This is a genomic window from Mesoflavibacter sp. SCSIO 43206 (assembly GCF_019904215.1).
GTDB lineage: Bacteria > Bacteroidota > Bacteroidia > Flavobacteriales > Flavobacteriaceae > Mesoflavibacter > Mesoflavibacter zeaxanthinifaciens.
In genome coordinates this window covers 41,454-63,893 of the sequence record NZ_CP063201.1, presented here as the reverse complement: position 1 = coordinate 63,893, position 22,440 = coordinate 41,454, and the positions used below count along the sequence as shown (strand labels likewise).

The 22,440-nt window shown below is 31.4% G+C and carries 14 protein-coding genes; 11 read left to right on the top strand and 3 right to left on the bottom strand.

All coding sequences use genetic code 11. The annotated features are described in order from the left end of the window. Positions 1 to 27 precede the first annotated feature (27 nt). The 4 genes from INR78_RS00310 to INR78_RS00295 are packed head-to-tail and all read left to right on the top strand — an operon-like array spanning position 28 to position 4,185. Complete coding sequence (locus INR78_RS00310; protein ID WP_223076996.1) at positions 28 to 951, top strand: YihY/virulence factor BrkB family protein; 924 nt, start codon at positions 28 to 30, stop codon at positions 949 to 951. Then, positions 948 to 1,361 (top strand): DUF2147 domain-containing protein, encoded by a 414-nt coding sequence (locus INR78_RS00305; protein ID WP_223076995.1) that lies wholly within the window; start codon positions 948 to 950, stop codon positions 1,359 to 1,361. The genes INR78_RS00310 and INR78_RS00305 overlap by 4 nt, the downstream gene beginning before the upstream one ends. Positions 1,362 to 1,380: 19 nt before the next feature. After that, positions 1,381 to 3,834: a primosomal protein N' gene (gene priA / locus INR78_RS00300; RefSeq protein WP_223076994.1), complete on the top strand. Its 2,454-nt coding sequence runs from the start codon at positions 1,381 to 1,383 to the stop codon at positions 3,832 to 3,834. A gap of 12 nt (positions 3,835 to 3,846) precedes the next feature. Beyond that, positions 3,847 to 4,185, top strand: a complete 339-nt coding sequence (locus tag INR78_RS00295) for a DUF6678 family protein (protein ID WP_223076993.1) — start codon at positions 3,847 to 3,849, stop codon at positions 4,183 to 4,185. Between the two features lie 89 nt (positions 4,186 to 4,274). On the opposite strand, the gene INR78_RS00290 is transcribed toward INR78_RS00295, so the two are convergent. Then, the gene (locus INR78_RS00290) at positions 4,275 to 4,970 is read right to left on the bottom strand and encodes a LytTR family DNA-binding domain-containing protein (RefSeq protein ID WP_027878685.1); all 696 of its coding nucleotides are present in this window, start codon (positions 4,968 to 4,970) and stop codon (positions 4,275 to 4,277) included. A gap of 214 nt (positions 4,971 to 5,184) precedes the next feature. On the opposite strand from INR78_RS00290, the gene rpsF reads away from it, so the two are divergent. The 7 genes from rpsF to INR78_RS00255 all read left to right on the top strand — a co-directional run bounded on the left by rpsF (position 5,185) and on the right by INR78_RS00255 (position 12,053). After that, the gene (gene rpsF / locus INR78_RS00285; protein ID WP_027878686.1) at positions 5,185 to 5,523 is read left to right on the top strand and encodes a 30S ribosomal protein S6; all 339 of its coding nucleotides are present in this window, start codon (positions 5,185 to 5,187) and stop codon (positions 5,521 to 5,523) included. Between the two features lie 5 nt (positions 5,524 to 5,528). Further along, positions 5,529 to 5,825: a 30S ribosomal protein S18 gene (rpsR, locus tag INR78_RS00280; RefSeq protein WP_027878687.1), complete on the top strand. Its 297-nt coding sequence runs from the start codon at positions 5,529 to 5,531 to the stop codon at positions 5,823 to 5,825. A 15-nt stretch (positions 5,826 to 5,840) separates the two neighbouring features. Further along, positions 5,841 to 6,302 (top strand): 50S ribosomal protein L9, encoded by a 462-nt coding sequence (gene rplI, locus INR78_RS00275; protein WP_223076992.1) that lies wholly within the window; start codon positions 5,841 to 5,843, stop codon positions 6,300 to 6,302. 124 nt (positions 6,303 to 6,426) lie between these two features. Then, positions 6,427 to 7,338: a glycerophosphodiester phosphodiesterase family protein gene (locus tag INR78_RS00270; protein WP_223076991.1), complete on the top strand. Its 912-nt coding sequence runs from the start codon at positions 6,427 to 6,429 to the stop codon at positions 7,336 to 7,338. Between the two features lie 6 nt (positions 7,339 to 7,344). Continuing rightward, the gene (locus tag INR78_RS00265; protein ID WP_027878691.1) at positions 7,345 to 7,815 is read left to right on the top strand and encodes a DUF6495 family protein; all 471 of its coding nucleotides are present in this window, start codon (positions 7,345 to 7,347) and stop codon (positions 7,813 to 7,815) included. Between the two features lie 179 nt (positions 7,816 to 7,994). After that, on the top strand, positions 7,995 to 9,704 hold the full coding sequence (gene hisS, locus INR78_RS00260) for a histidine--tRNA ligase (RefSeq protein WP_223076990.1): 1,710 nt from the start codon (positions 7,995 to 7,997) through the stop codon (positions 9,702 to 9,704). Between the two features lie 30 nt (positions 9,705 to 9,734). Further along, positions 9,735 to 12,053: a T9SS type B sorting domain-containing protein gene (locus tag INR78_RS00255; protein WP_223076989.1), complete on the top strand. Its 2,319-nt coding sequence runs from the start codon at positions 9,735 to 9,737 to the stop codon at positions 12,051 to 12,053. A gap of 50 nt (positions 12,054 to 12,103) precedes the next feature. On the opposite strand, the gene INR78_RS00250 is transcribed toward INR78_RS00255, so the two are convergent. Further along, on the bottom strand, positions 12,104 to 17,488 hold the full coding sequence (locus tag INR78_RS00250; protein ID WP_223076988.1) for a LamG-like jellyroll fold domain-containing protein: 5,385 nt from the start codon (positions 17,486 to 17,488) through the stop codon (positions 12,104 to 12,106). Between the two features lie 226 nt (positions 17,489 to 17,714). Next, positions 17,715 to 22,373, bottom strand: a complete 4,659-nt coding sequence (locus INR78_RS00245) for a LamG-like jellyroll fold domain-containing protein (protein ID WP_223076987.1) — start codon at positions 22,371 to 22,373, stop codon at positions 17,715 to 17,717. Positions 22,374 to 22,440: the final 67 nt, after the last annotated feature.

Here is a 22,440-nt window from a genome sequence, read left to right as displayed (position 1 = left end):
AATTAAAAATAAAGACTAAATTATTTTATGTCAAAAGCGATAGAGGATAAGCTAAATAAAATTCCTGTAGTTAACATAATTGTTAGATTATTAGGTAAAATTAAACTACCAGGATTAGAAGGTTTATCGCTTTATGATTTATTAGAATTGTACGTTATTGGTATAGCAAAAGGCGCATTAACAGCAAGAGCAAGTGCTATAGCTTATAGCTTTTTTATGGCGTTGTTTCCTTTTTTATTATTTATTTTAATAGTAATTCCTTTTGTTCCAATAGACGATTTTCAAACCGATTTTTTAGTTTTCTTAGAGTCCTTTTTACCAGCAACAACTACAGATTTTTTTTATGAAAATATTTTTAATAACATAGAAGGAAATAAAGAAGGATTAATTTCATCTGTGTTTGTATTATCTATTTTTTTAATGGCAAATGGCGTTAATGCCTTATTTTCAGGTTTTGAAAATTCTTATCATGAACAATTATCTAGAAACGTTGTTAAACAATATTTATATGCATTGGGAATAGCTTTAATATTAAGTTTTTTACTAATTGTAACTGTAGTAGTATTAGGGTATTTTCAAATTTACGTCATGTCTACTTTTGAGGGATATATAGGTTCCAGAAATACAGATTTTTGGGCTAATTTTGCACAGTATATTTTCTTTGTTTTAATGGTGTATTTGGCAACTGCAGTATTATATTACTTTGGTACTGCAGAAGGTAAAACCTCCAAGTTTTTTTCGGTAGGTGCATTATTTACTACCATTTTAATTATGTTAACCTCATATTTATTTGGTATTTATATAGAAAATTTTGCAAAGTATAATGAACTTTATGGCTCAATAGGTGCATTACTAATATTGCTTTTTTATCTTTGGTTAAATGCCAATATTTTATTGCTAGGTTTTGAGTTAAATATTTCACTTAAACAATTAAGAAAAAGTTTTAAATGATAAAACACATCACATTATTACTATTGTTTTTCAGTCTATCAATGTCTGCTCAAGATATTTTTGGAGAATGGCAAACGATTAATAATAAAGGTGAAGAAAAATCTATCGTTAAAATTTATGAAGAAAACGGAGTTGTTTACGGTAAAATAGTAAAAATCAACGACCAGTCTAAAGTTGATGCTTTATGTACAGAGTGTGATGGCGAAGATTATAACAAACCTATCTTGGGTTTAATTATCATAAAAGATGCAGTTAAAGATGGCCAATATTACAAACATGGAACCATCTTAGATCCACAAAACGGAAGCACTTATAAATTAAGATTATCAGTAAATGATAAAGGACAACTTCAGGTAAGAGGTTATTTAGGATTTATATACTCTACACAATATTGGGAAAAAGTAAAATAACTTTTAAAACTAAATCAAATTGCATTTTATAGACGTCATTTTACCAATTCCGTTAGAAAAACGCTTTACTTACAATATAACACAAGCAGAAAGTGAGTTTTTGCAAGTAGGAATGCGTGTGTCAATTCCTTTTGGTAAAACTAAAATCTACACAGGTATTGTTGCAAATATCCATCAAACAGCACCTTCTGTTTATGAGGCTAAAGATATTCATCAAATTTTAGACGAAGCTCCAATCGTTACCCAACAACAACTTAGGTTATGGCAATGGATAGCTAAATATTATATGTGTACAGAAGGTGAAGTCATGCGTGCAGCCTTACCAAACGCTTTTTTGTTAGAAAGTGAAACTATAATAAGCCCAAATAAAACATCAGTAATTAATGAAGAAGATTTAAAAGATGACGAGTTTTTAATTTACGAAGCTTTGCAACATCAATCGTCGTTAAAAATTCAGGACATATCTAACATTTTAGATAAAAAAAATGTGCTTCCTGTAGTTAAACGTTTGGTTGAAAAAGAAGCAGTGATTCTTAACGAAGAAATCTATGAAAAGTACAAGCCAAAATACGTAAGATATGTAAAGTTAAGTAGCAAGTATGCTTCTGAAGCTGAGCTAAATTCGCTTCTAGATAATTTAAACAAAAATGCAACCAAACAAAAAGAGGTTATTTTAAATCTCTTTACTATATCTGCAAGAACAAAAAAACCGGTTAAAGTTTCAGAGTTGATAGAAGTTAGTAAGACAACATCTTCAACCATTAAAACGTTGGTAGATAAAAATATTTTAGAAGAATATCATATTCAAACCGATCGTGTACAATATAATGGTGAAGAAAACTCAGAAAGTAAGCAGTTAAATCAATATCAGACAGAAGCTTTACAACAAATAAAAAATCAGTTTAAAAACCAAAACGTTGTGTTGTTACATGGTGTAACATCTTCAGGGAAAACAGAAGTTTATGTAAAACTAATTGAAGATGTTATAGCTGAAGGAAAGCAAGCCTTGTATTTACTTCCTGAAATTGCATTAACTACACAATTGGTTAGTCGTTTACAAGATTATTTTGGTGAACAAGTAGCTGTTTTTCATAGTAAATATTCAGCGCATGAACGTGTTGAGGTTTATAACAATGTGTTACATAATTCCGCGAAAGCGAAAATAATTTTAGGAGCACGATCATCCATATTTTTACCATTTGATAATTTAGGGTTAATCATAGTAGATGAAGAGCATGAGCAATCTTTTAAACAATTTGATCCAGCACCACGTTATCACGCACGTGATTCTGCAGTTGTGTTAGCATCATTTTTCAAGGCAAAAATTTTATTAGGAAGCGCAACGCCAAGCTTAGAAAGTTATCATAATGCACAAGAAAAAAAATATGGATTAGTAGAAATAATTAGGCGCTATAATAATGTACAAATGCCAGATGTAGAATTGGTAGATCTTAAAGATAAGTACAAAAAAAAGCGTATGAAAGGTCATTTTTCAGACCGATTAATTGAAGAAGTTACAGAAACTTTAAAAGAAGGGTATCAAGTTATTTTGTTTCAAAATAGACGTGGTTATTCTCCAATTGTAGAGTGTATAACTTGTGGTCACTCACCACAATGTCCAAATTGCGATGTTAGTTTAACTTATCATCAATATCGTAAACAATTACGTTGTCATTATTGTGGTTACGGTATTGCTATGCAGCAAAAATGTATGGCTTGTGGCACACCAGATTTAGATACTGTAGGTTTTGGTACCGAGCAAATAGAAGCTGAGGTAAAAGAGTTATTTCCTGATTTTAAAGTAGCAAGAATGGATTTAGATACCACACGAGGAAAATTTGGTTACGAGAAGATTATTACCGCTTTAGAGCAACAAGAAATTGATATTTTAGTTGGTACACAAATGCTTACCAAGGGTTTAGATTTTAGAAATGTCAAACTAGTTGGTATTTTGAATGCCGATAACATGTTAAATTTTCCTGACTTTAGAGCACATGAGAGAAGTTTTCAATTAATGCTACAAGTATCAGGTCGAGCAGGACGTACCGATAAAAGAGGTAAAGTTTTGATACAAACTTATAATCCGTATCATAAAATTTTACAGCAAGTGTCTACAAATGATTATGCAGGTATGTTTAAAGAGCAGTTAGAAGAACGTTATAATTATAAGTATCCACCATTTTATAGATTAATAAAAATTACTCTAAAACATCGTGATTATAATAAAGTTAATTTGGCTGCAGATTGGTTAGCTAAAGCATTGGTACAATTGTTTAAAAATAATGTTTTAGGACCAGAGTTTCCGCCAGTATCAAGAATTCGTAATCAGTATCATAAAAACATTTTGATTAAAATACCTCAAGGCCAACATCTAGGTAAAACAAAAGAAGCTATAAAACGTGTAGAAACTACTTTTAATGCAATAGGAGATTTTAAATCTGTACGTTTAATAATGAATGTGGATAATTATTAAAGATAACTGAAAATGATACAAAAGAAAGTTGTGGAAACTCTTGTAGATATTATAAATGAATTCAAATGTGATGTTAGATTACATTGGGATTGTGATACAAAGATAGAGGTTTCTCAATGGGATAAATGGGCAATAATTCCTTCAGATAGTTATTTAGAGTTACCTTCAGTGGGTCCAGTAAATATTTCAAGTTGTAAAGTTTTAGAAATTAAAACTAAAAAAACAATTGTTATAGGTAGACTAATAGAACCCAAAGTTATTGATTACAGTGAAGAAATTAAAGAACTTTTATTTTCAAATGGAATTGATTTTGATTTCTTTAATTCAATTATTAAAGTAAAAATTCACTAATTTGATTTAACTTATAATATTCAATTAAATAAAAAAATCCCATTTCAAAAAAAGAAACAGGATTTTAGTTTTTATAGTAGAGTAGTTGTTTAAATGCTATTTAAAGCTTCAACTAGTTGTGTTTTTTTATTTCTACTTAACGGTATTTCGTAAGCGCCAACTTCAACATTTTTACTATTAAATCTGTCTATTTTATCAAGGTTGACAATATAAGATTTGTGTATTCTTAAAAACTTACCTTCTGGTAGTTCTTTTTCAAAAGCTTTCATAGTAGATAGGACAACAAGGCTAGTATCTTCTGTAACTAATTTAACATAGTCGCCTAAGGCTTCAATCCATTTAATGTCCTTAATATAAACCTTACGTTTTTTTAGATTACTTTTTACAAAAATATGTTCGCCTTCTTCTTGACTAAAGTCTTGTTTAAGTTTGTGTTGCTCTACAGCTTTTTCTACAGCTTGATTAAAACGATCTCTAGAGATTGGCTTTTGTAAGTAATCTGTAGCATCGTAATTAAAAGCTTTAAAAGCATACTCGGTTTTTCCTGTAACAAAAATAATTTGAGGCTTATTATTTAAAACGTCCAGAAGCTCAAAACCATTAAGAACAGGCATTTCTATATCTAAAAAGATAAGATCTACCTTATGGGTGTTTAGACCATTTTTGGTTTCTAAAGCACTGCTGTATTCAGCAATTAGATTAAGGTTGTTGTTGCCTTCAATAAGTTTTACAATAGACAATCTTTGTATTGCCGAGTCATCTACAACTACACAATTTAGTATCATAGCGTAAGTGTTAAGGTTAAGTTATCGACAATAGTACAAAAAATACGGATTAAAACCAAAAAACATCGGTAAAATGATTTTTTTAACATAAAAATAAAATCATTCGAATATACATTTAAAAAGCTGTTTAACAGAAATATTTACAAGGGTATTGTGTTATTAAATAAAAAGAATTACTTTTGCACTCATTTTTAACACAATAAAATAGATTTTTATGAATCATTATGAAACTGTTTTCATCTTAAATCCCGTTTTATCTGAAACACAGATAAAGGAGACAGTAAAGAAATACGAAGATTTTCTTGTTTCTAGAGGAGCTAAGATGGTATCGAAAGAAGATTGGGGACTAAAAAAATTAGCTTACCCTATTCAAAACAAAAAAAGTGGTTTTTATCACTTATTTGAGTACCAAGTAGAAGGAGAAGTAATAGAGCCTTTAGAGTTAGAATTTAGACGTGACGAGCGTTTTATGCGTTATTTAACTGTAGCAATGGATAAGCACGCTGTTGCATGGGCAGAACGTAGAAGAGAAAAACTTAAACAAAAAGCGTAATCATCATGGCAAGTATCGAACAACAAGCAAAAGGAAAAAAAGAAGGAGAAATTAGATATTTAACTCCTTTAAATATAGAAACTAACAAGACTAAAAAGTATTGTCGTTTTAAAAAGTCTGGTATTAAGTATGTAGATTACAAAGATGCAGACTGGTTATTAAACTTTGTAAACGAGCAAGGTAAAATTTTACCAAGACGTTTAACAGGTACTTCTTTAAAATACCAAAGAAAAGTATCTGTAGCTGTAAAAAGAGCTCGTCACTTAGCTTTGTTACCATACGTAACAGATTTATTAAAATAAAATTATCATAACACAATGGAACTTATATTAAAACAAGACGTTGAAAACGTAGGATTTAAAGACGATGTTGTAACGGTAAAGAACGGTTATGGTAGAAACTTCTTAATCCCAACAGGACAAGCAATTTTAGCAACAAAATCTGCTAAAAAGGCATTAGAGGAAACTTTAAAGCAACGTGCATTTAAAGACAAAAAAGTAATTGAAGAAGCTAACAAAACGTTAGAAGCTTTAAAACAATTAGATATAAAAATAGCTGCAAAAGCTACAGAAGGAGCATCTGCAGGAGATAAATTATTTGGTTCTGTAACTAAATTAGATTTAGTAGAAGCATTTGAAAAAGAAGGACATACTGTAGATAAGAAGTATGTTTCTATCGTTGGAGGTAATATTAAACGTTTAGGTCTATATACGGCAACTGTACGTTTACACCGTGAAGCATCTGCAGATATCGAATTTGAAGTTGTAGCGCAAGCTTAAAATAAGTTAACAAACAAGTTAGCAAATTTTAAATAAAAATTAAAGCCACCTAAAAGGTGGCTTTTTTTATGTTAATTTTACAATATATTTATTGTGTATCCATAATAAAAAAATTATCAGCTTAATGAATAATGTTAAATCAACTTACACCTTTATTTTACCAATAATACTATTATTGGTTGTATTGTCTTGTAATAATAAAAACAAACAAGATGTAAAAGAGCAATTAACATCAAATCAAACCACATCTATTTTACTTAAAAAGTTTAAGTATCGTAGTGATGATAAACCAATAATTAGCGTACATCGAGGCGGAAAAGGATTAAGTAATTATCCAGAAAACTGCCTAGAAACCTTAAAGTATATTAATGATAGTATATCTGCTATTTATGAGATTGATGTAGCACAAACTAAAGATAGTGTATTAGTTTTAATGCACGATAATAGTTTGGATCGCACAACAACGGGTACTGGCAAATTAACTAACTATACTTATAAGCAACTTCAACAGTTAAATTTGGTGGATGATTTTGGCACAGAAACAAATTTTAAGATACCTACACTTAAAGATGTACTTCTATTTGCAAAACAGAACAATATTGTATTAAAACTAGATAAAAAACGAAGTGTAGATTATAAATCTATCGTAAATTTAGTTAATCAATTACAAGCACAAGATCAAGTTGTTTTAATCACTTACGATATACAACAAGCTACAGAAGCCTATACAATAGCACCTCATTTATTACTTTCTGTTTCAGCAAGAAACTCAAAAGAATTAGATTGGCTTTTACACTCAAAAATACCAACCCAAAATATGTTAGCATTTACGGGTACAAGATTATCTTCAGATAGTTTGTATAAAGCCATACATAAATTAGGTATCAAAACCATTTTAGGTACTTTAGGAAACTTAGACAAACAAGCAAAAACAAAATCTGACACATTATATAGACATTGGATGCAAAAAGGTATAGATGTTTTTGCAACAGATAGACCATTTGAAGCCGCTAATGCTTTACAAATTTCAAAATAAAAACACATGAAATACGCAAGACTTACAAAAGAACAATTTGAAGAACTGCACCAAGAATTTATCAACTTTTTAGCCACACAATCTATCACAGCAGAAGAGTGGCAAACCATTAAAACAGAAAAACCAGAAGTAGCCGAACAAGAGCTAGATGTATTTAGTGATTTGGTTTGGGAAGGTGTATTAACAGCAGCTAAATACTTAGAACATATTTCGCCTAAAAACATACATCTTTTTGCATTAAACGACGATCATATGCATTTAATAGGGATAAAAATTGAAAAAGATGATGTAGATGTAACTACGCAAGAAGGCTTTAATTGGTTACGTAATAATTTAATGGACGAAAGTGTAGAGTTTGCTCAAGCAAAAAAAGAATATTCTGATGACAAAAACCTAGATAAATTTGCACTTATTCAACAAGGAAGCAATATTACAAAAGGTGAGTTGTATGAGTATATGAACAATTTAATAAACTAAAATTTTCACTTCTGCATAGATAGTAATCACAACAATTAACTTTCGTTATTTGTAACTAAACTACTATTTTTGCTTTTAGTAATTACAATTACTTTAAAGAAATAGAACACTAAGTTTTTTTAAAGTGAAATAAAAATAATAATCATTTAAATAAATTTCTGCACTCGCAGGAAGTTAATATGGCACAAAAACCAAGCATACCAAAAGGAACCAGAGATTTTAATCCAGAAGAAGTCGCAAAACGAAACTATATTTTTAATACTATAAAATCAAAATTTGAACGTTTTGGATTTATGCCTATAGAAACACCAAGTTTTGAAAACTCAGACACTTTAATGGGGAAATATGGAGAAGAAGGTGATCGCTTGATTTTTAAAATTTTGAATTCTGGTGATTATTTTTCTAAAGTAAAAGATATATTAACAGAAGTCTCAATATTAAAAGAGACTATTTTTGATGTAATAGAAATCTTGAAAAAAAGATATATTAATATCTATTCAGGTTTAGATTTTGAAAATCGTGAACTAGTAAATGAAACGGTAAAATCAATTTTGACAGAAGGTTCTTTGGATAATATTTTTCTACAAGAAACATATTTAGAAACAGTCAATCAAAGAGTTAATTATTCTAAACATCAAAATGAATTTGCTAATTCTTTATATCCTGCTGTAGGAAGGCTAATTCTTGAACATACTTTTTATTATGCTTTTTTTGATTCTAAACTGGTATTTGAAAGTGTTAAATATGCTCTTGATTCAATTTATCTTAATTATTTAGAGTCATCGAAAGTTACTTCTGTTATCTCAGAAAAAGCCCTTCGTTACGACTTAACAGTACCATTTGCAAGATACGTGGTACAACACCAAAACGAGATAGAATTTCCGTTTAAACGTTACCAAATGCAACCAGTTTGGCGTGCAGATAGACCGCAAAAAGGACGTTTTAGAGAGTTTTATCAATGTGATGCAGATGTGGTAGGTAGTAATAGTTTGTGGCAAGAAGTAGAGCTAGTGCAATTATACGATGAAGTGTTTACAGCACTTAAACTAGAAGGCGCAACTATAAAAATTAATAATCGAAAAATCTTATCAGGTATTGCAGAAGTTATAGGTGCAAGTGATAAATTAATAGATTTTACAGTAGCTTTAGATAAACTTGATAAAATAGGCGAGGAGAAGGTAAAAGAAGAAATGCTTAGTAAAGGAATAAGTCCAGAAGGTATAGAAAAACTTCAACCTTTATTTACCTTATCAGGAGATTTTGGAACACAAGTAGAAAGTTTAAACTCTATTTTAAGTACTTCTGAAGAAGGAAAAAAAGGTATTGAAGAACTTCAATTTATAAATACAGCAATTTCAGAACTTGGTTTAAAATCTGCTATACTTCAACTAGATGTTACCCTAGCAAGAGGCTTAAACTATTATACAGGTGCAATTTTTGAAGTTTCAGCTCCAAACGTAGCAATGGGTTCTATTGGCGGAGGCGGAAGATACGATGATTTAACAGGTATCTTCGGTATGAAAAATATGAGTGGTGTAGGTATTAGTTTTGGGCTAGATCGTATCTATTTAGTACTAGAAGAGCTAGAATTGTTTCCTAAAACTATAACAAAGTCTACAGAAGTATTGTTTATTAATTTTGGAGAAAAAGAAGCATTATATTCTCTAAAAGCAATAAAAACCTTACGCGAAAAAGGCATAAATGCAGAGCTTTATCCTGATAATGCAAAAATGAAAAAGCAAATGAATTATGCCAACAAAAGAAATATTCCTTTTGTAATAATTGTAGGAGAACAAGAAATAGAAAACAACCTTTTTGCTTTAAAAAACATGATTACCGGAGAGCAACAAAATGTTAATTTAGAGCAAGTTGTTAAAAAATTTAGCTAAAAACCTTATCTTTAGGTTTTTGCTATTTAAATGAAAAATCTGCTTTTTCTACTAAATTTACTTTTTACAATAGTATTATTTGGTCAAAATCAAGCAAACAATTGGTATTTTGGTCAAAATGCTGGTATTAATTTTAGTAATGGTATACCTGTAGCTCTTGATGATGGAGTCTTGAATACGCCCGAAGGTTGTTCTACAATTTCGGACAGTAATGGAAATTTATTGTTTTATACTGACGGTATTGATGTATGGAATAAAAATCACCAACTAATGCCAAACGGAACAGGTTTGTTAGGTTCAATTTCTAGTACTCAATCAGGTATTATCATACCTCATCCAGGAAATATTAATTTATACTATGTGTTTTCCTTGCCAGAAACAGGAGGAGAAAATGGGTTAAGATATAGTTTGGTAGATATGTCATTAGATTCTGGGTTAGGAGATGTTGTCACTTCAGAAAAAAACGTGCTTTTATATGAATCAACTTCAGAGAAGATTTCTGCAATAAAACATACTAATGAAAATGATATTTGGGTTGTGTCTCATGCAAGTGATTCAAACAAATTTGTTAGTTATTTAGTAACTAATAATGGTATTCAAATGAGTCCTGTAGAAACGCAAATTGGTCATACGCCAATAGATATTTACGATAATGTTGGAGCAATGAAGATATCTCCAGATGGTACAAAATTAGCTGTAGCTTACTCTTCTGAAGTATTAGATTTATTTGAGTTTAATGCTACAACAGGTAAACCAAGTAATAATATTCAGATAACAGATTTTGATCAAGGTCTGCCTATCAGCTATATTTATGGTGTAGAGTTTTCTTCTAATAGTAAATATCTTTATGTATCAGAAACACAAGACGGAATTATACAATTTGATACATCAAATTTTAATTATAATGATATTATAAACTCTAGATACGATTTAACAACAAACGGAGAGTCTTTTGGAGATTTTCCTCATAGTGCCTTACAGTTAGGTCCAGACAAGAAAATTTATGTAGCACATTTTGAGTATGATTATTTAGGCGTTATAAATAATCCTAATGCATATGGAGATCAAGCAGATTATCAGTATGATGGTGTCTACTTAACAACTGGTTTATCTAAAGCAGGACTGCCTCCTTTTATTCAATCTTTTTTTGATTCTTATATAAAATTTGAAGGAAATTGTTTTGGAGAATTTACTGAATTTGAGGTTAGTGGTAACGAAATTTTTGACTCTGTTTTATGGGATTTTGGTGATGGTACATTCTCTAATCAAGAAACTGTAAATCATTTGTATGATGCACCAGGAGAATATCAAGTAGCAATTACTTTGATAGATGGCTTTAACGTAATTGAGCAAAACCAAACTATTACTATTTATGATGTGCCAGTTATTACTTCGTCGTCAGATATTATTTTATGTTCAGATAGCTTTGATGATCCTTTAGATTTTAACTTTCAAAACCAATCCATATTAAATATTGAGTCAAATGGGCAATTTATGACGTCTTATTATAATAGTTTTGTAGAAGCAGAACTAAATTTAAACCCTATAGAGTTACCTTTTCAAAGTGAAAATATAGAAACAACAATTTATGTGCGAGTTTTTAATAAAAATAATCCGGATTGTTTTACTGTTTCACAATTTCAAATTATTTATCTAGAAACACCTGATTTTGAATTTAATGAAAACTGGTATTTGTGTAAAAACGAAGAGGTAACAGTTTCTGTTCCCTATGGTTTTGATAGTGTATTGTGGTCTACAGGAGAAGTGTCTAACACGATAACTCTAAATGAAACTGGTGAATATTGGGTAGAAGTATCTAATTACTATAATGATATAACTTGTACAGAGATTAAGTATTTTAATGTTTCAAATTCTGATGTTGCAGAAATCACGAATATTACTGTAGACGACTGGACAAGCAACAGTAATTCAATAATAGTTGAAGCAGAAGGAATTGGTAATTATGAATATTCTATAGATGGAATATTTTTTCAAGATAGTAACGTATTTAATGATGTTAAGTATGGAGATTATACCGTATATGTTAGAGATAAAAACAATTGTGGTGTAGTAAGTGAAGATGTTTTTTTAATTTATTATCCTAGTTTTTTTACACCTAATAATGATGGAATAAATGATGCTTGGAAGATTAAAAGTATAGCTTCTGAAAGTAGTTATACTATAGACATTTTTGATAGGTACGGTAAATTTATCAAACAATTAAATCCAGATGATAATTCTTGGGATGGTACTTTTAATGGCTTAAATCTTAGGTCTGATGATTATTGGTTTATACTAACACGGTATGACGGAAGGACTTATACTGGTCATTTTGCATTAAAAAGATAAAAAAACCGAAACATACGTTTCGGTTTTTTAATTATAAGGCTTTGATTTATTTATTCGATCAGAACTTTTTTAGAAATTTCACCAATATCTGTTTTCATTTTAATAATGTAAGTCCCTGTACTTAATTTACCTGTTTTTAAAGCAGTATAATCTGAAGTATCAATATCTGTTTCGCTAAATATTTCTTGAGATAAAATGTTATATAACTTAACAGATATTATGTTGTATAACTTAGGGTTATTAATAATAATACTAGTTTGATTATTGTTGTAGTATGTATTAATATCTTGAGCAACTACATTATCTTCAATACTAAGAGTAGAAGAAATACTAAATACCATAGAGAAACGATCTAGATATTCGCCAGCAGGCAGATTAATTGTAAAATCGTTAGCTCTAATATCATGATATGTACTTGTTGCATTATCAAAGATGTAAATCTCTAAATTATCAGGAACATTTTCTAAAGCATCAATAGTAAAAGTATTGTTACCACTATCATCAGTATGTATACCAATAGGTAATACTGTATTAACATCGATAACATCAGTCCCTTGAATAATAAATTTCTTACCTTCTATCATCCAATACATATCATCTACTTGGTGTTGTTTGATTTCTCCATCATAGCCCCAATCATGAGAAGGAGTAGCATGAGAATCTTGAGTAACTAAAAGTTGTCTATGTATACCGTTTACAGTATTGATACCAAGTCTAATTTTTAAACGGTTATCAATATTGTATGCAGAAGCAGTTTCGTTAGTATTAGCAGTTCTAACAAAAGTAGAAGAAGAGCTACCTTCTTTTTCAAAAACACGTTGAGCGTTAGTAAATCTGATAGTACCAGTAGCTTCACTTTTTACGAAGAATCCTTGTCCAACCGGAATGTAACGACCAGGTAATTTAGAAGGCGTACCACCAGTAGCAACCATAGGGTCATTTGTTCCATAAGAAGCAGCAGGAGTAGCACCAGATAAATTATAGGTAGCGTAACCACCTTGGTATTCTGCTAGAAGATGAGATCCTCCGCCCCAATGTTCCCAGAAGTATAACGTACCGGTAGTCGCACCAGGAGCATCAATAGTAGGTGCGTTATCCATTATAAACTGATGAGCATCAATAGCAGAAGCATAAGGGTTACCAACTAAATATTCATTATTAACAGTAATAGGTAAAGTAATATCACCATTATTAGGTTTACCTTGATAGATATAATTTTGTTCTAAAGTAACATTGCCAGAAGTGTTAGCCACACCTTTCATAGTAAATCCTTCCCCAGGAAGTAAAGAACCGGTACTACGTACATGTTGCCAATCTGCATAAGCACCAGATTGATTAGCGTATTTCCAAATCCAATAATCAGCAATACCAATAGGCGAACCAGAAGATCCATTATACCCATTAGTAATAAAGTTAATATTAGTAGGTGCAGCCGGATTAGTACCATCTCTAAAGACATTAGGTAAAGTATAGCTATTGTTATTAGTCGTAGAGTTAATCATACCAACAGGAGATGCCCAAAAATTATAAGTATATAAATCGCGTGTACCTTGTTGATCACGTTCTAAACTACCAGAGCTAGTAGGATCTAAATCACTGTCTGTTGTTTGTATTAACTGAGATTCTCCTTCTAAATCAATTTTACCATCAATTTTAAGGTAGTGAGTTATAGTTAATCCATTACCCGCATTTGTAGCAGTATCACCAGAAAGTTCAAGTTCGTTAGCAGTAACAAATAAACCAAGAACAGAACGGTTTAAATTATTAGTAGTAGGTAAACTAGCATTATCCATAGTAATATTATGAGACGTTTCTACAATATTCCAATCTACAGTAATGGTAGGGTCAACAATAGAAGCAGAGCCAGGTATATATTGCTCAGCACCATTAGTCCAAGAAGAGTTGTTAGTCCAAAGACCATTACTTGTTGTTGTATATGGTAATGGAGATGTTTGATATTCTAAATTAAATTCTGAAGGTTCAGCTAAACTACCTCTGTTTCCGTTACCTGATACGTCATTTAAATGAGTACCTATGTAAGAATTCATGTTATAGTAAGCCAATAAGTTATTCCAGTTAACAACAGAAATATCATTTTTTGTAACAGTAGTTGGTAGTACATCACCATTAACCATTGATGCATTTTCGATTAATTCTTGGTTCATTACAAATCTTAATTGATCTAAAGTTAAAGCTCTATCCCAAATTCTAATTTCATCTAAATCACCTTTAAAAAAGTCAATAATATTAGATTTGTCAATGTAAACAGCTCCAATAGCTAAAGAAGATCCGTTTGGTGTTGAGGATGTGATTATTTTGGTGTTATCTAAAACACCATCAATATAAATATTTGCTGTTGTACCATCATATGTCACTGCTACATGATGCCACACGTTATCTGGAAGTTGAGTGTTTGCATCAATTCTATCTGTAGTTGTGTTTGTGCCTACTGAGAAAGCAGGATAATTATTATTTGTTAAAAATAATTTATAACCAACAGTACCATTATTTTTAGCTAATATTGTTTTATCTGTACCTAAAGCATTTGCTCCATCTGGTTTTACCCAAGCAGAAGCTGTAAAGCTACCGGCTAGATCTACTTTATCACCAATATTAGTATAGTTATCAATGCCGTCAAAACCAAGTTGTCTTTCTCTAACTTCTTCATGAGCAATACCAATCGTAAAATATTTTGTGCCATCAAAGTCAAATGTACCTTCTCTTGTAGGTATACCATTAAATGTAGACGGATCTAAAAAAACTGTTCTTAAATTTGTAAAGAATGTAGGGTCATCTGCAACAAGCATTACATAAGCATCATTACCTGTTAAAGGTGGTAGGCCTGCTAGGTCAGATTCAAAAACAGATAGCTCTACAGTGCCAACATCATCACCTGCGGTTTCAACAATCTTCCAAACTCTATTCATTACATCAGTAACAGTTGTAACAGTAGCTGGTCCTAAGCTAACAACAATTGATGTAGCTGATGAATTTGTATTTTGTCCATTATTTCCCCAAACAAGATATTCGTTACTTGTGTTAAAAGTTTGAGAATTTAGGTTATTAGTTAACTCAGTGTTATTTAAAGAGAATGAAACAATAGCACTGTTATTTACACTTTTTGATTGTTTTTGATATAAATCAGAATTATCGTCACGACCAATACCGGCAATATCATAATTATAACCTGTATTAGCAGACGTGTCCCAAATTATAGTTCCGTCTGAAGCTACATAATCTTTAGACGTACCGTTTACGCCTAAAGTAATACCGTATTTGATTGCTAGATAAGATTCTATTCTATTTCTTTCATCTGTAACAGAAGCATTGTTTTTTCTAGAAGAGAAAGTAATAATTTCCGCTATTGTACCGTAGTAACTAGCTCTGTAGGCTTGACTTCTACCAATCCAATAATTTGAATTGTTAATGTTTGTAAATTGAGGAGAACCTACTTCATAATTATCTACTTTAACTCCATTATATAATACTTCTTGTGCAGTAGGAGATATGCTGCTATTATTTCTAGCATTAATTATACCTACATTATTATATGAAGGTGCAGCACCAGTTTGAGCAACACCATATCCTCTTAAATTAATATCAGATGGATTAGGTTCTGGAGTAGATGATATAGCATAAGTTAAAACTTCGTTATTCATTCTAACGGTATATCCGCCCCAACCAATTCCTGTTACATCTTTATCTGTATTATCTCCAGGGTTAGCGTCACCACAAAACATATCCATAGCTCCATAAGAACTATTTACAGTTTCTTCAGGAAAAGCTACTATAAATATATCTTGAGTATGAAAACCTGTGGAGCCTTCAAGGTATTGTTGTGGTGTGTAATTTAAATTAGTTTCGTAAGGTGCATTAGGAGTATTATTAAAGTCTACTACAGCATTATAATTAACATTTTTACCATAAATATCTCGGTAAGAAGGTTCTTGTCCTGATGTATGAACCGTTGCATTGTTAGTGTTAGCTTGGTCAAACCATGTGCTTAATGGTTGGTTGTCAGATAAACCTGCACCATCATTAGCTTTAAGCCATAATTCTAAGTCTGTAGTTACTCCACCTGGTCCTTCACTTAAAGGTGTTAATCCATAACCTTGAATATTAAAAGTGAAAGGGTTTTCGTTAGAATCATTGTTTGCTATAGAAACTGTAGCGCCTCTTAAACCATTACCAGAAGGATCAAATGTAATATCAAAAGTTGTAAAATTTCCTGCAGAAATTGAGCTGGAAGGTGTTGATGTAAGTGTGAAATCTCCTGAATTAGGTCCTGATATACTAATGTAAGGAGATGGATCTGTAAGGTTTAATGTTAATAAGCCAGTGTTGTTAATAGTGAAAGTGTGTGTGGCTGATCCAGCAGCAACATTGATACTTCCAAAATCTGTATCATCTGCAGTAGAAGGTGTAATGTCATTATTTAAAATATCCGTAGAGTTACCTTCTACCGCTATTTCTGGTAAAGGTGTAGTTACAGCTGTTAATGAAATATCATCAATAGCCATATCGCTTCTGTAATTAGAACCAGTTGTTCCAGAAATTTTTATAGTAACTGTTTGTCCTAAATAAGCTGATAAATCTATAGAGGCTAGGCTCCAAATAGAACCATTACTTGTGTGTTGTTGACCTGTAACTGAAAATATATTGTGATCAAATGTTACACCATTATTAGTACTTAAGTCTACACTTAAAGTTCCCATATTACTTCCATACATATGATAGTAAAATGAAAAATTAGCAGAACTTGCAGAAGACAAATCAAAACAAGGACTTATTAAATCACTTGTATTGTTAAAATTGCTTGATGCTTCTGTGTATAAATACCAATTACCTCCATTAGCACTATTTGGACCAGTATTATTAGAAGGCGTTCCGTTTTGGTTTTTTGTCCAGTCAAAGTCATCAGTTGAGCTTTGTGTCCATTGACCTATACCTGATTCAAAATCTTCGTTATAAGGGAAACTACTAACTATAGAAGAACAAGAACCAGAACAGCCACCACTAACATTAAAGTTTAAAGTTGTACCGGAAGCGTTAGCGCTTGCTCCAGAATTAGTTAAAACTGTGCTTCCTGATGAGGTTATGGTTATATTTGATGCGCCACCATTCCAACCATCTCCATAAGTATCGTACATTATTATGTAATAATTATTCCCGTCAGGAATACAACCTAATGAAACTGTTGTAGAATAAGAATCGTCACAGCACCCATTGTAACCATTATCTATAGTGGCTATGAGCGTATTAGAAGGATCGTAGATTTCTACTCTATTTTCTGAAGACCAATTAGGCCAATTTACACTCACTTCAACAATTGATGTTTGAGCGAAAGAAAATGTTACAAACATTAAAAACAATACTAATGTGTATACTTGTTTTAATGTTAGCTTTTTCAAACTCTTTGGGGTAGAATTTTTCATAAGCAGGTTTGTTTTGGGTTAGGATTAACATTAATATGTGTTAAAATTATGTAAATCAATGATTAAGTGCAAAAATATTCGATGAAATACATTATGCAGTAGAAATTACTTACAAAAAAAACGATAAAAAGCTGATTTCATCGTTTATATGTAATTGTGAATGGTTGTTTAATAAAAAAAGCCGAAACGTATGTTTCGGCTTTTTAATTGAAAGGCTTTGGTTTATTTATTCAATCAGGACTTTTTTAGAAATTTCACCAATATCTGTTTTCATTTTAATAATGTAAGTCCCTGTACTTAATTTACCTGTTTTTAAAGCAGTATAATCTGAAGTATCAATATCTGTTTCGTTAAATATTTCTTGAGATAAAATGTTATATAACTTAACAGATGTTATGTTGTGTAATTTAGGGTTATTAATAATAATACTAGTTTGATTATTGTTGTAGTATGTATTAATATCTTGAGCAATTACATTATCTTCAATACTTAAAGTAGAAGAAGTACTAAATACCATAGAGAAACGATCTAGATATTCGCCAGCAGGCAAATTAATAGTAAAATCGTTAGCTTTAATATCATGATATGTACTTGTTGCATTATCTAAGATATAAATCTCTAAATTATCAGGAACATTTTCTAAAGCGTCAATAGTAAAAGTATTGTTACCACTATCATCAGTGTGTATACCAATAGGTAATACGGTATTAACATCAATAACATCGGTTCCTTGAATAATGTATTTATTACCTTCAATCATCCAATACATATCATCTACTTGGTCTTCATTATTAACACCATCATATCCCCAATCTTCTCCTGCAGTAGCGTGAGAATCTTGAGTAACTAAAAGTTGTCTATGTATACCATTAACAGTATTAATACCAAGTCTAATTTTTAAACGGTTATCAATATTGTATGCAGACGCGCTTTCGTTAATATTAGCAGTTCTAACAAAAGTAGAAGAAGAGCTACCTTCTTTTTCAAAAACACGTTGCGCATTAGTAAATCTGATAGTACCAGTAGCTTCACTTTTTACGAAAAATCCTTGTCCAACCGGAATATAACGACCAGGTAATTTAGAAGGCGTACCACCAGTAGCGACTAATGGGTCATTGGTTCCGTAAGAAGCAGCAGGAGTAGCACCAGATAAATTATAGGTAGCGTAACCACCTTGGTATTCTGCTAGAAGATGAGATCCTCCGCCCCAATGTTCCCAGAAGTATAACGTACCGGTAGTCGCACCAGGAGCATCAATAGTAGGTGCGTTATCCATTATAAACTGATGTGCATCAATAGCAGAAGCATAAGGGTTACCAACTAAATATTCATTATTAACAGTAATAGGTAAAGTAATATCACCATTATTAGGTTTACCTTGATAGGTATAATTTTGTTCTAAAGTAACATTACCAGCTGTGTTAGCCACACCTTTCATAGTAAATCCTTCCCCAGGAAGTAAAGAACCGGTACTACGTACATGTTGCCAATCTGCATAAGCACCAGATTGATTAGCGTATTTCCAAATCCAATAATCAGCAATACCAATAGGCGAACCAGAAGAACCATTATACCCATTAGTAATAAAGTTAATGTTAGTAGGTGCAGCCGGATTAGTACCATCTCTAAAGACATTAGGTAAAGTGTAACTATTGTTATTAGTCGTAGAGTTAATCAAACCAACAGGAGATGCCCAATAATTATAAGTGTATAAATCGCGTGTACCTTGTTGATCACGCTCTAAACTACCAGAGCTAGTAGGATCTAAATCACTATCTGTTGTTTGTATTAATTGTGATTCTCCTTCTAAATCAATTTTACCATCAATTTTAAGGTAGTGAGTTACAGTTAATCCATTACCCGCATTAGTAGCAGTATCACCAGAAAGTTCAAGTTCGTTAGCAGTAACAAATAAACCAAGAACAGAACGGTTTAGATTGTTAGCAGTAGGTAAACTAGCATTGTCCATAGTGATATAATGAGAAGTTTCTACAATATTCCAATCTACAGTAATTGTAGGGTCAACAATAGAAGCAGAGCCAGGTATATATTGCTCAGCACCATTAGTCCAAGAAGGGTTGTTGGTCCAAAGACCATTACTTGCTGTTGTATATGGTAATGGAGCAGCTTGATTATCCATAATATTTTTACCCGTTACTAGGTACTTTATTCTAACCCAATTTTTGTGTCCAGAACCATCAACAACTGTTGTACCATAAAATTCATTTATGTTATGGTAAGCTTGCATGTCATTCCATGGTAAACTTGTTGCTTCATTAAGCGTGATAGTTTGTGGAAGGTAAGCTCCATTAACAGTACCACTAAGGTTTTCTAGTTCTTGATTCATTAAATATTTGATTTGGTTTTGAGTTAATACTCTATCCCAAATTCTTACTTCATCGATATCTCCGTTAAAAGAATTACTAATAGTGTTTTTATCTATATAGTTTACACCAATAGCAAAATAATCTGTAGTGGCAACAGGAATTGCTACTCCGCCAATAGGACTATTACCGTCTTCTACACCATCTATATATAGCCTTAAATTACCACCAGAATAGGTATATGCTATATGATGCCAATTAGTGTCGGTTATAGAAGTAGAAGATTGTGCGTAATTTGTACCATTAATATTGGCTCTAACTCTTCCGTTACTCATAATTTCGAAATTATAAGCATTTCCTTTAGAGACATAATCACCTCCGTTTCCTAGATTTCTAACCCATGCAGATACTGTAAAAGAATTATTAAGGTTTACAAAGTTTTCACCTACTAAAAAATCACCAGCAGAAAATTCTACATTATATTTTCCTTCAACTCTTGAAGCAATACCAAAAGTGAAGTATTTAGTGTTTTCAAAATCATACCAAGTTTCAAAAGTTGATCCATTAACATTCATAGGAATAACGTCAACAATATCATTAGATCCAAAAGAAGAAGAGTTAGAAACTACTAAAGCATATTCTTCATCAGCAGCTTTAGTAGGTAGTACAGATGAAGGAATTGATATTTTAACGTCTCTAATATCATTTCCATTTTCAACAATTTTCCAACGTCTGTCAAATAAAGTTGTTACAGAAGTTGAAGATGCGCCTAAGTTTACAGATAGAACAGAAGATCCTGATAATGCACCATTGTTGTGTCCCCAAACTAAAAAGTCTCTGTCATTATCAAAATTATTAGTATTGTTAGAGTTTGTTGTTGATATGTCTCCATGTCCAATAGTTACAACACTAGAGTTATTAACGTTTTTAGATTGTTTTTGGTTTAATTCAGCAATATCATCACGACCTATACCTGCAATATCATAATTAAAACCTGCATTAGCAGATACATCCCAAATAACATTACCGGTAGAGTCTAAGTAATCTATATCTCCTTGGGGATTTCCTATTGTATTAGTAGAGCTAAGTAGAGTTGTTCCATATTTAAGAGCTAAGTAAGAATGAATTTTTTGCTGATTTAATACAGAATTTTTAGTGTCATAACTAATTATTTCTGCTAAACGACCTTCAAAGTAAGAGTTAACAGCTGGGTTGTAACCATTAAGAGTAAAACGACCTACCCCTAGATAGTAAATTAAATTGTCAAATTCATTGAAGTTAAGTGTTCCTCCTCCTCCAGATACACCTGTTTGATTATCAATTTTTACACCATTTAAATAAATTTCCGTAGAAGAATCGCTTGGATTTGTTTTTATATTAAGTATCATAACTTCCTCATCAACAGTAGTAGTCGTACTAGAAAAACACCTACCATAAGAGTCCGCATTAGGAGGGCCTGATTGAGGATAAGAATCAATTGTATGAGCAATAATTGCGTTTGTATAACGACCAGATATATAGCCAAAACCTATTCCTGTTCCATCAACACTAAAACTTTCATCACCGTATTTACCAGACATAATTTGCTGTCTATAAGTACCAGTATTATCGATTGGTTCTGTTGGTTTAAGAACTACAAAATAGTCTTGAGAGTGGTATCCGCCTTTTCCTTTCATAAAATCTTGAGAACTTCGTTCAAAATCTATGACGGGATTAAAATTTAAATTGTCAGTTGGATTATTTTTAAATAAAGGAGAGTGAGTGCCATAAGCGATTGCATCATTATCATAAGCTTGATCACTCCAAGTTGTCAAAGCAGTATTATTTGTAGTAGTATTAGTCCCATTATCTGCTTTTAACCAAAGTTTTAAATTAGAGTTAATACCAGCAGGACCAAAAGTAGGATCTGCTGGAGCAGTAATATAATCACCTTTAATAATAACATTATCTATAGCAACACCATCATCATGCGAATCATTGTCGCTACCAAAAACAACCCTAAACCTTAGTGAAGCTCTATTATTTAATACTGAAGAAGAAATGGAAGCTTGTACAAATTTAGAATTACTTGATGAGTTTTCATTGTTCAAACCTGACCATCCATGTTGATTATTACCAATACCATCTAAATCATTTGTTGTATACCAATTTGTTCCATCTCCTTGATTTCCTAGCCTATTCCAACCAGTCAAACCAAAAGGGTCATATGTGTATTCCACCAACATACCATCATCGTTTGGATCAGAATCAGTATCATAACGCACATCTATATAAAAAGTAACATTTGTAAAACCAGTTGTAGAAATAGAAGTAGGGTTTGTTAACCTTGTCCTGTAGTTACTACTATAATTATTATAATTATTAATGTGCCAGTAACCACCTTCTGCCGTGAGCGGTGAGTTTGAGGTAGAATAAGCCCAAGATCCTGAACGAAACAAGTCAGTACTTGATGTCCATCCGCCATTATTAGCATCAAAATTTTCGTAATAAATAGTATACTCTTGTGAGTAAGAACATATACTAAATACAATAGCAAAAAAAGTTAGTATAAGCGTTTTCATAATAGGTTATTTTAGATTGGGTTTGATTAATTATTTCAATTTAAATAGCATTTACATTTACACTTAC

What these genes read in the sequence shown, in the direction of transcription:
- INR78_RS00270 (WP_223076991.1), top strand. Translation starts at nt 6,427, where the DNA reads ATGAATAATGTTAAATCAACTTACACCTTTATTTTACCAATAATACTA.
- rplI (WP_223076992.1), top strand. Translation starts at nt 5,841, where the DNA reads ATGGAACTTATATTAAAACAAGACGTTGAAAACGTAGGATTTAAAGAC.
- INR78_RS00305 (WP_223076995.1), top strand. Translation starts at nt 948, where the DNA reads ATGATAAAACACATCACATTATTACTATTGTTTTTCAGTCTATCAATG.
- INR78_RS00255 (WP_223076989.1), top strand. Translation starts at nt 9,735, where the DNA reads ATGAAAAATCTGCTTTTTCTACTAAATTTACTTTTTACAATAGTATTA.
- rpsF (WP_027878686.1), top strand. Translation starts at nt 5,185, where the DNA reads ATGAATCATTATGAAACTGTTTTCATCTTAAATCCCGTTTTATCTGAA.
- INR78_RS00250 (WP_223076988.1), bottom strand. Translation starts at nt 17,488, where the DNA reads ATGAAAAATTCTACCCCAAAGAGTTTGAAAAAGCTAACATTAAAACAA.
- INR78_RS00265 (WP_027878691.1), top strand. Translation starts at nt 7,345, where the DNA reads ATGAAATACGCAAGACTTACAAAAGAACAATTTGAAGAACTGCACCAA.
- INR78_RS00245 (WP_223076987.1), bottom strand. Translation starts at nt 22,373, where the DNA reads ATGAAAACGCTTATACTAACTTTTTTTGCTATTGTATTTAGTATATGT.
- INR78_RS00295 (WP_223076993.1), top strand. Translation starts at nt 3,847, where the DNA reads ATGATACAAAAGAAAGTTGTGGAAACTCTTGTAGATATTATAAATGAA.
- INR78_RS00290 (WP_027878685.1), bottom strand. Translation starts at nt 4,970, where the DNA reads ATGATACTAAATTGTGTAGTTGTAGATGACTCGGCAATACAAAGATTG.
- hisS (WP_223076990.1), top strand. Translation starts at nt 7,995, where the DNA reads ATGGCACAAAAACCAAGCATACCAAAAGGAACCAGAGATTTTAATCCA.
- INR78_RS00310 (WP_223076996.1), top strand. Translation starts at nt 28, where the DNA reads ATGTCAAAAGCGATAGAGGATAAGCTAAATAAAATTCCTGTAGTTAAC.
- rpsR (WP_027878687.1), top strand. Translation starts at nt 5,529, where the DNA reads ATGGCAAGTATCGAACAACAAGCAAAAGGAAAAAAAGAAGGAGAAATT.